Annotated in this window: 11 protein-coding genes; 8 read left to right on the forward strand and 3 right to left on the reverse strand. The window is 71.0% G+C overall.

Going from position 1 to position 12,814, the window contains the following annotated elements; genetic code table 11:
• Nucleotides 1-138 precede the first annotated feature (138 nt).
• The 6 genes from CFP66_RS35550 to CFP66_RS35575 all read left to right on the forward strand — a co-directional run bounded on the left by CFP66_RS35550 (nucleotide 139) and on the right by CFP66_RS35575 (nucleotide 7,880).
• Nucleotides 139-1,608, forward strand: coding sequence for an ABC transporter substrate-binding protein (locus CFP66_RS35550; protein WP_158228329.1), 1,470 nt, complete (start codon nucleotides 139-141; stop codon nucleotides 1,606-1,608).
• Nucleotides 1,605-2,537: a carbohydrate ABC transporter permease gene (locus CFP66_RS35555; protein ID WP_094929727.1), complete on the forward strand. Its 933-nt coding sequence runs from the start codon at nucleotides 1,605-1,607 to the stop codon at nucleotides 2,535-2,537. Before CFP66_RS35550 ends, CFP66_RS35555 begins: the two co-directional genes overlap by 4 nt.
• Entirely contained in the window at nucleotides 2,534-3,427 is an 894-nt protein-coding gene (locus CFP66_RS35560) for a carbohydrate ABC transporter permease (RefSeq protein ID WP_094929728.1), read from the forward strand. Before CFP66_RS35555 ends, CFP66_RS35560 begins: the two co-directional genes overlap by 4 nt.
• On the forward strand, nucleotides 3,424-4,860 hold the full coding sequence (locus tag CFP66_RS35565) for a sulfatase (protein WP_094929729.1): 1,437 nt from the start codon (nucleotides 3,424-3,426) through the stop codon (nucleotides 4,858-4,860). The genes CFP66_RS35560 and CFP66_RS35565 overlap by 4 nt, the downstream gene beginning before the upstream one ends.
• Nucleotides 4,861-4,871: 11 nt before the next feature.
• On the forward strand, nucleotides 4,872-6,713 hold the full coding sequence (locus CFP66_RS35570) for a glycoside hydrolase family 2 protein (protein WP_233159979.1): 1,842 nt from the start codon (nucleotides 4,872-4,874) through the stop codon (nucleotides 6,711-6,713).
• 267 nt (nucleotides 6,714-6,980) lie between these two features.
• A complete protein-coding gene (locus tag CFP66_RS35575; protein WP_233159980.1) occupies nucleotides 6,981-7,880 on the forward strand; it encodes a slipin family protein in 900 nt (299 codons plus the stop codon).
• A gap of 4 nt (nucleotides 7,881-7,884) precedes the next feature.
• Here the strand turns inward: CFP66_RS35575 and CFP66_RS35580 are convergent, their stop codons facing one another.
• Nucleotides 7,885-8,142: a DUF1707 domain-containing protein gene (locus CFP66_RS35580; protein WP_094929731.1), complete on the reverse strand. Its 258-nt coding sequence runs from the start codon at nucleotides 8,140-8,142 to the stop codon at nucleotides 7,885-7,887.
• A gap of 120 nt (nucleotides 8,143-8,262) precedes the next feature.
• Here CFP66_RS35580 and CFP66_RS35585 point away from each other — a divergent pair, with 120 nt between their 5' ends.
• Entirely contained in the window at nucleotides 8,263-9,582 is a 1,320-nt protein-coding gene (locus CFP66_RS35585) for an APC family permease (RefSeq protein ID WP_233159981.1), read from the forward strand.
• Nucleotides 9,579-10,358 (forward strand): SAM-dependent methyltransferase, encoded by a 780-nt coding sequence (locus CFP66_RS35590; RefSeq protein WP_094929733.1) that lies wholly within the window; start codon nucleotides 9,579-9,581, stop codon nucleotides 10,356-10,358. The genes CFP66_RS35585 and CFP66_RS35590 overlap by 4 nt, the downstream gene beginning before the upstream one ends.
• A gap of 7 nt (nucleotides 10,359-10,365) precedes the next feature.
• Here CFP66_RS35590 and CFP66_RS35595 read toward each other — a convergent pair whose 3' ends face one another.
• Nucleotides 10,366-11,349, reverse strand: coding sequence for a zinc-binding dehydrogenase (locus tag CFP66_RS35595; protein ID WP_094929734.1), 984 nt, complete (start codon nucleotides 11,347-11,349; stop codon nucleotides 10,366-10,368).
• 72 nt (nucleotides 11,350-11,421) lie between these two features.
• Complete coding sequence (locus tag CFP66_RS35600; protein WP_233159982.1) at nucleotides 11,422-12,807, reverse strand: Nramp family divalent metal transporter; 1,386 nt, start codon at nucleotides 12,805-12,807, stop codon at nucleotides 11,422-11,424.
• Nucleotides 12,808-12,814 lie beyond the last annotated feature (7 nt).

Below are 12,814 nucleotides of genomic sequence, written 5' to 3' on the forward strand. Positions count from 1 at the left end.
CGCAGGCACGTAGCGTACCCGAACCCTTACTTCGTAGTAGACACGCGACAGGCGCTGTGCCAGTAGCTCTTTACACGGAGCTCTACTTCGTAGTAAACCTTCGCCGCACGATCGGCGACCGCGACGAGGCAGGTGTCCGTGAAGACCCCAGGAAGACCGCTGACCCGGCGCGCGCTGCTGCGCTCGGCCGGCCTCCTCGCCGGCACGGCAGCGCTCGCCGGGTGCACCACCGCGCCGTCGCCGGGCGGCGCGCCGGCCGACACGGGCGGCGCTTCCGGCGCCCCTGGCGCGTTGCGCTGGTGGGACCACTTCGGGCCGCTGGAAGAGCTGCAGCAGTCCACGTTCGACCGGTTCGCGCAGAGTGGCGGGGCGCCCGTCGAGTACACGGTCTACAACCCCAACGAACAGAAGCAGGCCCTGCAGCTGGCCTTCGGGAGCCGGCAGCTGCCCGACGTGTTCTCCCTCGGCGGGCTCGCCGTTCCGGTGCCGCTGCTGCGCGAGCAGGGCTGGTTCTCCCCGCTCCGGCGTCCCGACGCGATCCGGGCCGGATTTCCCGCAGGCACCCTCGCCGAGGGCGTGCACAGCTTCGAGGGCGAGCTGTACTCGTTCCCGATCTTCAGTCCGCGCCAGTACGAGACGCTGGTGTGGTTCCACCGCGATCTGCTCGCGCAGGCGGGCCTCGATCCCGAGTCGCCTCCCGCGTCGTGGGACGACCTGCGCGCTGCTGCCCGGGCCGTGCAGCGCAGCGGCGCGGCGTCGGGGATCGTGCTGCCGCTGCAGTTCCCCGACCGGCTGTCCAGCTTCGTCCTCGAGCTCGCCCAGACCGCGGGCTTCCCCGGCACCCGCACCGGGAATCTGGACGGCATCGACCTCACCACCGGTGAGTACCGCTTCCACGACGACGCGTTCCTCGCCGCCATCGAGTTCCTCCGATCCTTCGCCCACGACGACACGATGTTCCTGGCCAGCACGGCCCTGGACGCGCGTTCGGCGCGCGTGCGCTGGGCCGCGGAAGGGGCGGCCTTCTTCCCCGACGGCCCCTACAACGCGGGCGCCATCGCCACGCAGTTCCCGGAGGTACTCGGGCGGCTCGGCGTCGGGCCGATCCCCACCCCGGACGGCCGGCCGCCGGTGATCACCCGTCCACCGACCGCCGGCACGTTCTACGTGTCCAGCCAGTCCGACGAGGTCGACGGCGCCTCCGCCCTGTTCGAGCTGCTCGTGACCGGGGAGTACCAGCGCGGCCTGGCGGCGGCCATGGACCAGCCGCCGCTCGACCTCTCCGTCGTCGCCGCCTCCGACGCGCACCCGACGTACAAGCGCTGCGTCGAGATGTTCACCGAGCAGGTCTTCATCGCGCCGGCCGCCACCTCACGCAACCCGCGGACGGCCCAGGTCCACGCCGCGATGACCCCGGTCGAGCCGGACCTCGGCGAGATCGTCCAGGGCATCGCGAGCGGGCAGATCACCGATGCGCGCGGCCGGTTGCGGCAGCTGTCGGAGGAGAAGGCCGCCGCCCGGGACACCGCCATCGCGGAGGTCGGCGGCGTCAGCACGGACGACTGGGCCTTCCCGGACTGGCGGCGCGGAGAGGACTACAGCGCATGACCTCCATCGTGCAGAAGGCCCGGCCGGGAGTGGCCCGCCAGCTGTGGCAGGCCCGCTGGCCCTACCTGTTCCTGCTCCCGACGGCCGTGCTCTACGGCCTCTACACGCTCTGGCCGATCGGCGCGAGCTGGTGGTACTCGTTCCTGTCCTGGAGCGGGTTCGAGGGCGACAAGACGTTCGTCGGCCTGCAGAACTACCGCGACGTGCTCGCGGACCCGCTGTTCTGGAACGCGTTCGGGATCACGATGCTGTTCATGGTCGTGACCGTACCGCTGCGGGTGCTGCTGGGCCTGGCGATCGCGCTGCTGCTCAACCACCCGCGGCTGCCGTTCCAGTGGCTGTTCCGCACCGCGTTCTTCCTGCCGGTGGTGACGACCACGGCCATCGTCGGCGTGGTCATGCAGTTCATCTTCGATCCCTCCGACGGTCCCGTGGCCGAGGTCCTGGCGGGCGCCGGCGCGCCGGGGGTGGACTTCCTCGGGTCGCCGAGCGCCGCGATCTGGACCGTGATGACCGTGCACACCTGGAAGTGGGTGGGCGTCACGATGATCTACTGGCTGGCCGCGCTACAGACGGTGCCGCGCGACGTGCTCGAGGCCGCCCAGGTGGACGGCGCGTCGGGCTGGCAGTCCTTCCGGCACGTGACGGTGCCGATGCTGATCCCGTTCTTCGTCATCATCACGCTGCTGACGATCGAGCAGAACCTGCAGATCTTCGACCTCGTCATGACCATGACCGGCGGCGGCCCGTACTACGCCACCGAGGTCATCGAGCTCTACATCTACCGCTGGGCCTTCGCCGCCACCATCCCCGAGCTCGGGTTCGCCAGCGCCGCCGCGGTGGTGCTGGGCCTGGTCCTGCTGGTGGTGGGCATCGGGCAGTTGCTCGGTGTGCGGGCGGCCCGGCGCACGGCCGGAGGTGCCGCATGACCGCGACCGACACCCGAGCACGCGAGGCGCGGCGCGAGGTTGCCCGGCCGGTGCGCGGGCGGGTCCACCGCAGCCCCCTGCTGTGGCTGGCCACGCTGCTGCTGCTCAGCTTCGCCGCAGTGTGGATCTACCCCTTCGTGTGGGTCCTCTCGGCGTCGGTGAAGGGACAGCTGGAGGTCTTCACCGCGGGCCTGTCGCTGCTGCCCGAGGCCTTCGTCTGGGAGAACTACTCGCGGGCCTGGGTCGACGGCAACTTCGGCACCTACCTGCTCAACACGATCCTGGTCACGGCGTTCACCGTGGCCATCGTCGTGATCCGGTGCGCGATGGCGGGCTACGTGCTGGCGCGCTACTCGTTCCTCGGGCGCAAGTTCGTGGTGGGGGTGCTGGTCGGCACGCTGTTCGTGCCCGCCGGCTACACGATCATCCCGGTCGTCGAGCTCACCCAGCGGCTCGGCCTGCTCAACTCGCTGACGGGCGTGGTCGTCGCGCTGGCCGGCGGCGGGCACGTCGCCGCGGTGCTGCTCTACATGGGCTACTTCCGCGGCATCCCCCGCGAGCTCGAGGAGGCCGCCGTGATCGACGGCGCCGGCTTCTTCACCGTGTTCTTCCGCGTGATGCTGCCGCTGGCCGGCCCGGTCACGGCCACCGTCGTCGTGCTGACGTTCCTCGCCACCTGGAACGCGTTCCTGCTCCCGCTGGTGTTCACCTTCAGCAACCCGGAACTGCGCACGCTCGCCGTCGGGATGCAGGCGTTCGTCGGGGAGAACTCGGTGGACTGGCCCGGCATGGCCGCCGCCGCGACGCTGTCGCTGCTCCCCATCGTCGCCCTGTTCCTGTTCCTGCAGCGCTACTTCTTCGAAGGGATCGCCGGAGCCGTGAAGTCGTGAGTCCCGCACCGAATGTCCTGTTCCTCTGCACCGACCAGCAGCGCTTCGACGCGCTCGGCGCCTATGGCAACCCGCACATCGCCACGCCCAACCTGGACCGCCTGGCGTCCGAGGGCGTGCTGTTCGAGAACTGCTACGTGCAGAACCCGGTGTGCTCCCCGTCGCGGGCGTCCCTGATGACCGGGCGCTACGTCTCCACGCACGGGCTGCACGCCAACGGCGTGGACATCAGCCCCGACGAGGAGATGTTCACGCAACTGCTCGCCGACGACGGCTACGACTGCGGCCTGGTCGGCAAGTTCCACCTCGGTGCCTGCTTCGCCGGCCGCTCCGAGCCGCGCCTCGACGACGGCTTCCGGGTGTTCCGGTGGGCGCACGACCCGTACCCCGGGTCGTCGGAGAACGCCTACCACCGGTGGCTGCGCGCCGCGCACCCCGATCTGTACGCGCAGGCGTCCGCGCCCGGCGGCGAGGTCACCTGGGACACCCTGCCCACCAAGGCGCACTACAGCCACTGGATCGCCGACGAGACGATCGAGTTCCTCTCCTCGGGCCGCCAGGACGGCAAGCCCTTCTTCTTCGTCGCCAACTTCTTCGACCCGCACCACGGGTTCGGCGCCCCGCCGGAGTACCGGCAGCGCTACGACGTGGCGTCGTTGCCGCCGCGGGTGACCACCGACGGCGAGCTGGCGTCCGCGCCCCCGTTGTTCACCGAGGCCTCGAAGGGCTCCTACGCGGGCCACGCGCGCGGCTTCGCCGACTACACCGACGACGAGCTCGACGAGGCCCGCGCCGCGTACTACGCGATGGTCACCCTCGTCGACGACGAGGTCGGGCGCATCCTCGACGCCCTCGACGCGCAGGGGCTGGCCGACGACACCGTCGTGGTGTTCACCAGCGACCACGGCGAGATGCTCGGCGACCACCAGCAGATGCTCAAGGGCCCGTTCCACTACGACTGCGCGGTCCGCGTGCCGCTGATCGTGCGCCGGCCCGGCCGGTTCGCCCCCGCACGGCGGGCCGAGCTGGTGCAGTGGGTCGACCTGGCGCCGACCTTCCTCGACCTCGCCGGCGTCGCGCCGTCGCCCCGCCACCAGGGCGCGAGCCTGCGCGGCCTGCTCACGGGCGAGGACACGGCGTGGCGCGACTGGGCGCTGTGCCAGTACCGCAACAGCGGGCACGCCTACGACCCGCCGGTGCACGCCACGATGCTGCGCCACGACCGCTGGAAGCTGGTCGTGCACCACGGCGGGCCCGCGAGCGCGCGGGAGCGCACCGGCGAGCTCTACGACCTGGAATCCGACCCCGACGAGCTCGTGAACCGCTGGGCCGACCCCGCCCACCGCGAGACCCGGGCCGACCTGCAGGAACTGCTGATCGACGTCCTCGTGGGCATCGAGGACCGCAGCCGGCCGCGGCTGGCGCACTGGTGAACGGAGAGAACGTGCACGAGCAGTACCCGCGTCCCCAGCTCGTCCGCTCGGAGTGGCAGGACCTGTGCGGGCAGTGGCGCTTCGCCTTCGACGACGCCGACACCGGGCGCGCGGCGGGCTGGGCCACGGCGGCCGACCCGTTCGACCAGACGATCACGGTGCCCTACCCCTACGAGTCGCAGCTGTCGGGCATCGGCGATCCGAGCCCTCGCCCGGTCGTCTGGTACCGGCGGCAGGTGGAGCTGCCCGCACCCGGGCCCAAGCAGCGGCTGCTGCTGCACTTCGGGGCCGTCGACCACGAAGCGCAGGTCTGGGTCAACGGCGTGCACCTTGGCGGGCACGAGGGCGGGCACACGCCGTTCTCGTTCGACGCCACCGACGCGCTGGTGCCCGGGGCCACGCAGCTGATCGTGGTCCGCGCCGAGGACCACGCCGACGACGTCACCCAGCCCCGCGGCAAGCAGGACTGGCGCGCCGAGCCGCACGGGATCTTCTACAAGCGCACCACCGGGATCTGGCAGCCGGTCTGGGCGGAGATCGTTCCGGACCTGCACGTCTCCGAGCTGCACTGGACCCCGGACGTCCCCGGCGCCGCGGTCACCTGCGAGGTGGCGCTGTCACGCCGCCCGGACCGGCCCGTCCGGCTGCGGATCCGGTTGTGCCTGGGCGAGGAGGAGCTCGCCGAGCACACCGTGCGGGTACGCGACGCGCACTCGCGCTTCGACGTGGCCATCCCGGCGGCGCGCCACGACATGCACCACAGCAGGCTGCTGTGGTCGCCCGAGCAGCCGACCCTGATCGACGCCGACGTCGAGCTGCTGGACGAGGGCGGGGCGGCGTTCGACTGCGTCGGCTCGTACTTCGGGCTGCGCAGCGTCGGTGTGCAGGACGGGCGGTTTCTGCTCAACGGCCGGCCCCGGTTCCTGCGGCTCGCCCTCGAGCAGGGGTACTGGCCGCAGTCGCACCTCGCCGCGCCGGACGCGGACGCGCTGCGCCACGAGGCCGAGCGGATCAAGGAGCTGGGCTTCAACGGGATCCGCATCCACCAGAAGGTCGAGGACCCCCGCTTCCTGGCCTGGTGCGACCGCATCGGCCTGCTGGTGTGGGACGAGATGCCGAGCGCCTTCGAGTTCGCGCCCCGCGCCGTGGAGCGGGTGGTGCGCGAGTGGCTGGAGGTCGTGCGCCGCGACCGCAGCCACCCGTGCGTCGTCACCTGGGTGCCGATGAACGAGAGCTGGGGGGTGTGGCACATGGCCGAGGTCGCCGAGCAGCGCCACTACGCCACCGCGCTCTACCACCTCACCAAGAGCCTCGACGGCTCCCGCCCGGTGATCTCCAACGACGGCTGGGAGATCACCGAGACCGACATCTGGGGCGTGCACGACTACGCCCCGCGCGGGGAGTCGCTGCGCGAGCGCTACGACGGCGCCGCGGCCGTGGACCGGGTGCTGGACGACCGCTGGCCCGGGCGCAAGAAGGTGGTGCTCGGCGACCCCGTCGACCGCGGTCAGCCGGTGGTGCTCACCGAGTTCGGCGGGCTGAGCTACGCCCCCGCCGCAGGCGAGAAGTGGTTCGGCTACGGCACGGTCGGCTCGCCCGAGGAGCTGGCCGAGCGGCTGCGCGAGCTCGTCGACGCCGTGCTCGACAACCCCGAGCTGGCCGGCTTCTGCTACACCCAGCTCACCGACACCGAGCAGGAGCGCAACGGGCTGCTCACCGAGGACCGCGAGCCGAAGCTCCCCGTGTCGACGATCCGGGAGATCCTCACCCGCCCGGCGGCGGCGGTGCCGGGCGAGGTGGTCGAGGCCAACCGCCGTCGCGCTGTTCAGGGCAGCGGCGAGGAGTCACGGTGAGCGTCCCCGGCGAGCGGCCGGTGCGCCGCCTCCGACTCGTGGACCCGCGCGATGGTGGCCGATGAGACGGATGAGGCCTACCCTGACAAAAAGGACACCTCGGCCGTCCGGTCGGCAGGGAGCCGGCCGATCGCACGCCCGATCCTCGTTCTGCACGGGCGTGCGATCGGATCGAATCGGCAGGCGTTCCCGCACCTTGCTTCGCGCGATCGAGCACGTCAGGTCGGGCTGAGTCCCCCACGTCGTCGACCGAAGGAAGTGGGAACCGTGCTCACGACAGTCCTGATCGTGGTCATCGCGCTGATCGCGCTGCTGCTCGCCAGCAGCGTCAAGATGGTGCAGCAGTACCAGAAGGGCGTCGTCCTGCGCTTCGGACGGCTGCTGCCCGAGGTCCGTCAACCCGGCCTGCAGTTGCTGGTGCCGGTCGCCGACCGCATGGTGAAGGTGCCCGTCCAGACCATCGTGCTCGACGTGCCCCCGCAGGGCGCGATCACCAAGGACAACGTCACGCTCAGCGTCGACGCCGTCGTGTACTTCCGCGTCACCGACCCGGTCAAGGCCGTGGTGAACGTCGAGAACTACCTCGGCGCCATCTCCCAGGTCGCGCGGACCTCGCTCCGGTCGGTGATCGGCCGGGCCGACCTCGACACCATGCTGTCGGACCGCGAGCAGGTCAACAACGAGCTCCGCGCAGTGATCGACACACCGACCGACGACTGGGGCGTCAGCGTCGACCGGGTCGAGATCAAGGACATCGCACTTCCCGAGAGCATGCGCCGGGCGATGGCGCACCAGGCCGAGGCGGAGCGGGACCGCCGCGCCAGGGTCATCTCGGCCGATGGCGAGTTCGAAGCCTCGAGGCGGCTCTCCGACGCGGCGCGGGTCATGGCCGACACCCCCGGCGCGTTGCAGCTGCGGCTCCTGCAGACCGTCAGCGACGTGGCCTCGGAGAACAACAGCACCCTCGTCATGCCGCTGCCGGTGGAGCTGCTGCGCTTCTTCGAGAACCCGACCGGCGAGAAGGGGGCGGCCGACACCACCCCGTCGACCTCCACGCCGGCCATCGCCGAGCCGACGCCTCCCACGCCGCCCTCGGCACCTCCGGTGCTGCGCAGCGCCCGTGTCGGTAGGCCCGAACCCGTCGACGGTGACGGCGTGGATCGTTAGGGGTTCACCACAGGTCGGGCGGGAGGTCCTCGGTCAGGTCCTCCAGCTCACCGCGGTTCTTCGCGGCGTAGGCGCCCGCCACGCGATCGTCGAACTCGACGATCGTGAGCGTCCCGTCCCGCAGCGCCCGCTCGAGCCGCCGCGCGACCGCCTGCCGTTCGGCGTCCGACACCCGCAGATCCCGATGCACGCCTGCTCCGTCCCTCATCGAACGGTTCGAGGATAAGGCCGCCGGCGCGGTCGCACGCAGCACGATCTCCACGTCTGCATGCTTGCGCGGTGTCCTCGGTGCTGGTCTACTCCGCCACCAGGCAGCGAGGGCGGAGCAACGATGTCCCCACCCGGGCCGCACGCGGCACCCCGTCTCAGGCGGGTGCTGGGGATGCCCTCGATCGTGCTCTTCGGCCTCGCCTACATGGTGCCGTTGACGGTGTTCACCACCTACGGCGTGGTCACCGACCTCACCGCGGGGCACCTGCCGGCCGCCTACGTGGTCACGCTCACCGCGATGCTGTTCACCGCCTACAGCTACGGGCAGATGGTGCGCGCCCACCCGTTCGCGGGCTCCGCCTACACCTACACGCAGCGGTCCTTCGGACCCCACCTGGGCTTCATGACCGGGTGGGCGCTGCTGCTCGACTACCTGTTCCTGCCGATGATCAACTACCTGGTGATGGGGATCTACCTGGAGGCGGCGTTCCCCGGTGTGCCGGTCGCGGTCTGGATCCTCGCCGCGATCCTGCTGGTGACGGGCCTGAACATCCTCGGCATCACCCTCGTGGCGCGGATGAACTTCGTGCTCGTCGCGTTCCAGGTGGTGTTCATCGCGGTGTTCCTGGTCGCCGCGGCCGCCTCGATCGCCGGCAACGGCCTGCCGTCGCCGACCGAGCCGTTCCTGGTGAGCGGCTCGCAGGTTCCGGCGCTCCTCGGCGGCGCCGCGATCCTGTGCCTGTCCTTCCTCGGCTTCGACGCGGTCTCGACGCTCTGCGAGGAGACCCGCGACCCGCGGCGCCGCATCCCACGCGCGATCATGCTGGTCACCGTGATCGGCGGCGTGACGTTCATCGTCATCTCCTACGTCGGGCACCTGGTCTTCCCCCGCTGGCAGGAGTTCACCGACGTCGACTCGGCGGCCCTGGACGTGATGCGGTTCGCCGGCGGCGCTGCTCTGGCCGCCTTCTTCACCGCCGCCTACATCGCCGGCTGCTTCGCCTCGGCGATGGCATCGCAGGCGAGCGTGTCCCGGATCCTGTTCGCCATGGGCCGGGACGGCGTCCTGCCCCACCGGTTCTTCGGACGGCTCCACCAGCGCTTCCACACCCCGACGCTCGCCACGGTGGTGGTCGGGCTGCTGTCCTGCGTCGCGCTGGTCATCAGCCTGGAACTGGCCTCGGCGGTGATCAGCTTCGGCGCGCTGGTCGCGTTCTCGCTCGTCAACCTGTCGGTGATCAAGCACTACGTCCTCGACCAGGGGCGCCGCTCCCCCGCCGACGTCCTGGCCTACGCCGTGGTGCCGGGCGTCGGCGTGCTGCTCACGCTGTGGCTGTGGACGAGCCTGTCCGGCACGACGTTCGCGGTCGGCCTCTCCTGGGTCGGCGTCGGCTTCGTCTACCTGCTCGGGCTGACGCGGATGTTCACCCGCAGGCCGCCGGAGCTGCAACTCGACGATCGCCTCGAACCGTACGAAGGAGCTGCCCCGTGACCGATCGCTCGACCGAGCTGAGATTCGACGTCCCGCATTCGGCCCGCGTCTGGAACTACTGGCTGGGTGGCAAGGACAACTACCCGCCCGACCGGGCCGTCGGGGATGCGGTGGCGGCGCAGAACCCGGAGATCCTCGTCATCGCGCGGCAAGCGCGGCAGTTCCTCGTGCGCGCGGTGACCTTCCTCGCGGCCGAGGCAGGCATCGACCAGTTCCTCGACATCGGCACCGGCCTGCCCACGATGCAGAACACGCACGAGGTGGCGCAGCAGCACGTGCCCGCCGCCCGGATCGTCTACGTCGACAACGACCCGCTGGTGCTCGCCCACGCCCGCACGCTGCTCGTGAACACCGCGCCCGAGGGCGTCACCACCTACGTGCACGCCGATGTCCGCGAACCGGAGACGATCCTCGCGGACGCCCGGAACGTCCTCAACCTCGACCGGCCGGTCGCCGTGATGCTGCTGGGCATCCTCGGGCACGCCGCACCGGACTTCGCCGACATGCGTTCGATCATCACGACGCTGATGGCCGGGCTGCCCTCGGGGAGCTACCTCGTCCTGCAGGACGGGAGCGACACCAGCGACACCGTCCGCGAGAGCGCAGTGATGAACAACTACCAACTGCGCACGCTCGACCAGTTCCGGCAGTGCTTCGAAGGCCTGGAGATGGTCGAACCGGGTCTGGTCCCGACACCGCTGTGGCGACCGGCCCCCACCGACATCGGCACACCCGAGCCGATCGACTCCTACTGCGCGGTGGGTCGCAAGCCCTGACGGCCGCTCAGCGGCCGGTGATGTCGATGGAGAGCTTGACCGCGCCGTGCCCCTGGTCCCGCGCGATCTCCAGCGCGGCAGGCACGTCGTCGAGCCGGTGCGCGGGGCCGAGGCAGTGCTCCACCTCGATCGCGCCCGTGTGGATGTGCTGCACGGCGTCGCGGAACGCGACCAGGCCCGGCTCCGACTGGGTGCCGCCCGCCCACTGGATGCGCACGATCTTGCGGAACGCGTCGTACATCGGGAACCGCGCCATGCCGAGCCGCTCCGGGAAGCCGAAGAACCCCAGCGTGCCGCGGACCGCCACGGCCGCGACGGCGTCAGCGCGCAGCGCGTCGTACCCCGCGGCCTCGATCACGAGGTCGGCGCCCGTCCCGCCGGTGACGTCCAGGACCGCGTCGACGAAGGACTCCTCCGGCGCGTGGATCAGCGTGCGGGCGCCGAGCCGGCCCGCCACGGCGAGCCGCTCGGCGTTGAGGTCGGACACGACCAGGTTCTCGAAGCCTCGCTGCAGCGCCTGCTGCAGGAAGAACAGCCCGGCCGACCCGGCGCCGATGATCGCGGCGGTCCCGGTGCCCGGTTCCGGGCAGAACATCCGCATCGAGTAGAGCGTGGTGCCGTACTGCTGCGCCATCAGCAGGCGGGCCGGGTCGCCGTCCACCGGGAGCGGGACCACGTGGTCCTCGTCGAGGAGCTGGAACTCGGCGAAGCACCCCCCGGCGCTGCCGACGGGAACCGTGAGCACGCGCACCCCGGTGGGGAACCGCGCCGAACGGCTCTCGACGATCTCGCCCACACCCTCGTGGCCCGGGTACCCCGGCCTGCCGAGCCACTCCTCGTTGTGGAACCCGTCGTAGACGGCGTGGACGTCCGAGCCGCAGATCGACGCCCGCTCCATGCGGACCACGAGCTCACCGTCCGCCTCCGCGACCGGCACCGGGAAGTCGCCGACCTCGACCTTGCCCGGTTCCGGAACGAACGCTGCGCGCACCAGTCCTCCCCCGCCGCGGCCGCCGTCGCCCGCGGTGCTGTCCTGACACTAGGCGGAGGCGGGCCGCCCGGGTCAGCCGATCGAGAATCCGAACACGTTCAGCACCGAGTAGACGCCCACCAGCCCGATGGCGACGCTGCTGACGACGAGGGCCACGGTGAACAACGCGCCACCGTGCAGCCGCGGGTCGATCTCGGACCGGCGCAGGTACCAGACGGCCACCACCGCGGCGAGCAGGAAGACCCCGCTCATCACGCCCCCGATGAGGATCATCACGACCGGCGACTGCACGAACAGGTAGACGACTCCCCAGACCACCGGCAGCGCCACGGTGAAGACGCGGACCCAGCGCGTGCGCGCCACCGGGTCGCTCCAGTCGAAGACGCCGGCGCAGGACAGCAGGTTGGCGTACATGCGCGACCAGGCCGGGGTGGCTGCCCACAGCGTGGAGCCGAGCACGGCGATCGCTCCGACGAGGAACAGGACGCTCGCCCACTCACCGAGGGTGTCGGTGTACAGGCGGGAGAGCGTGGTGATCATCTCGTTGCCCTCGGGCACGATCCCCTGCGGGTGCAGGACCGCGGCGCCCATGACGAAGAACGCCATGGTGGTGACCGTGTAGACGACCCAGGACAGCAGCGCGTCCTTGTACATGACCCGGATCCAGCCCTTGGCGCGGCGCTCCCAGTCGGCGCTGCCGTCGTTCGGGCCGACCCAGCGGGCGTAGCCCTTCTCGATGCACCAGTACGGGTAGCTGCTGATCTCGTCGACGGACACGCCGGTGAGGCCGAACATCGCCACCGCGGCGCCCAGCGCGCCGGCCGGGATGCTGAGGGTGAGGCCGCCGAGCAGGTCGTCGGCGCCGTAGGCGAACGGGGTGAACGGTAGACCGACCGCGATGACGACCGTGACCAGCGAGAAGATCACGACCAGCCCGACGGCCACCTTCTCGATCAGCGCGTAGCGGTTGGAGTAGAGCGCGGCGACGGTGCCCGCGACGACCACCAGCGTCCAGACGAGGACGGAGGTGAACCCCAGCGGGTCGCCCCCGATCGGGAGCAGGATGCTGAACGCGACGGCGACGCTGCCGACGATCCCGCCGGTCTGCAGCACCTTCGACAGCGCCAGCACCACCCACAGGACGTTGATCCAGCCGAGCCGGCCGACCGCGGGCGGCACCTTGTTGTAGCCGGTGAGCGCGGGCTGGCCGGTCGAGATGGTCCAGCGTGCGAGCTCGATCTGCACCGCCACCTTGACCAGGGTGGAGACGATGACCAGCCACAGGATGACGAAGCCGACCTCGGCACCCAGGGTGGTGGTGGCCACCAGCTCACCCGCCCCGACGATCGCGGCGCTGAGCACGAGGCCGGGGCCGAGGTAGCGCAGGCTGTGCCGCCAGCCCTGCGGCGGCTCCTTGATCCCCTCCGGGGTGAGCCGGTACGGATCTCCGGCCGTCACCGATCCC

It is taken from the genome of Pseudonocardia sp. MH-G8, from assembly GCF_002262885.1.
Taxonomy (GTDB): Bacteria; Actinomycetota; Actinomycetes; order Mycobacteriales; family Pseudonocardiaceae; genus Pseudonocardia.

What these genes read in the sequence shown, in the direction of transcription:
- CFP66_RS35555 (WP_094929727.1), top strand. Translation starts at nt 1,605, where the DNA reads ATGACCTCCATCGTGCAGAAGGCCCGGCCGGGAGTGGCCCGCCAGCTG.
- CFP66_RS35560 (WP_094929728.1), top strand. Translation starts at nt 2,534, where the DNA reads ATGACCGCGACCGACACCCGAGCACGCGAGGCGCGGCGCGAGGTTGCC.
- CFP66_RS35585 (WP_233159981.1), top strand. Translation starts at nt 8,263, where the DNA reads ATGCCCTCGATCGTGCTCTTCGGCCTCGCCTACATGGTGCCGTTGACG.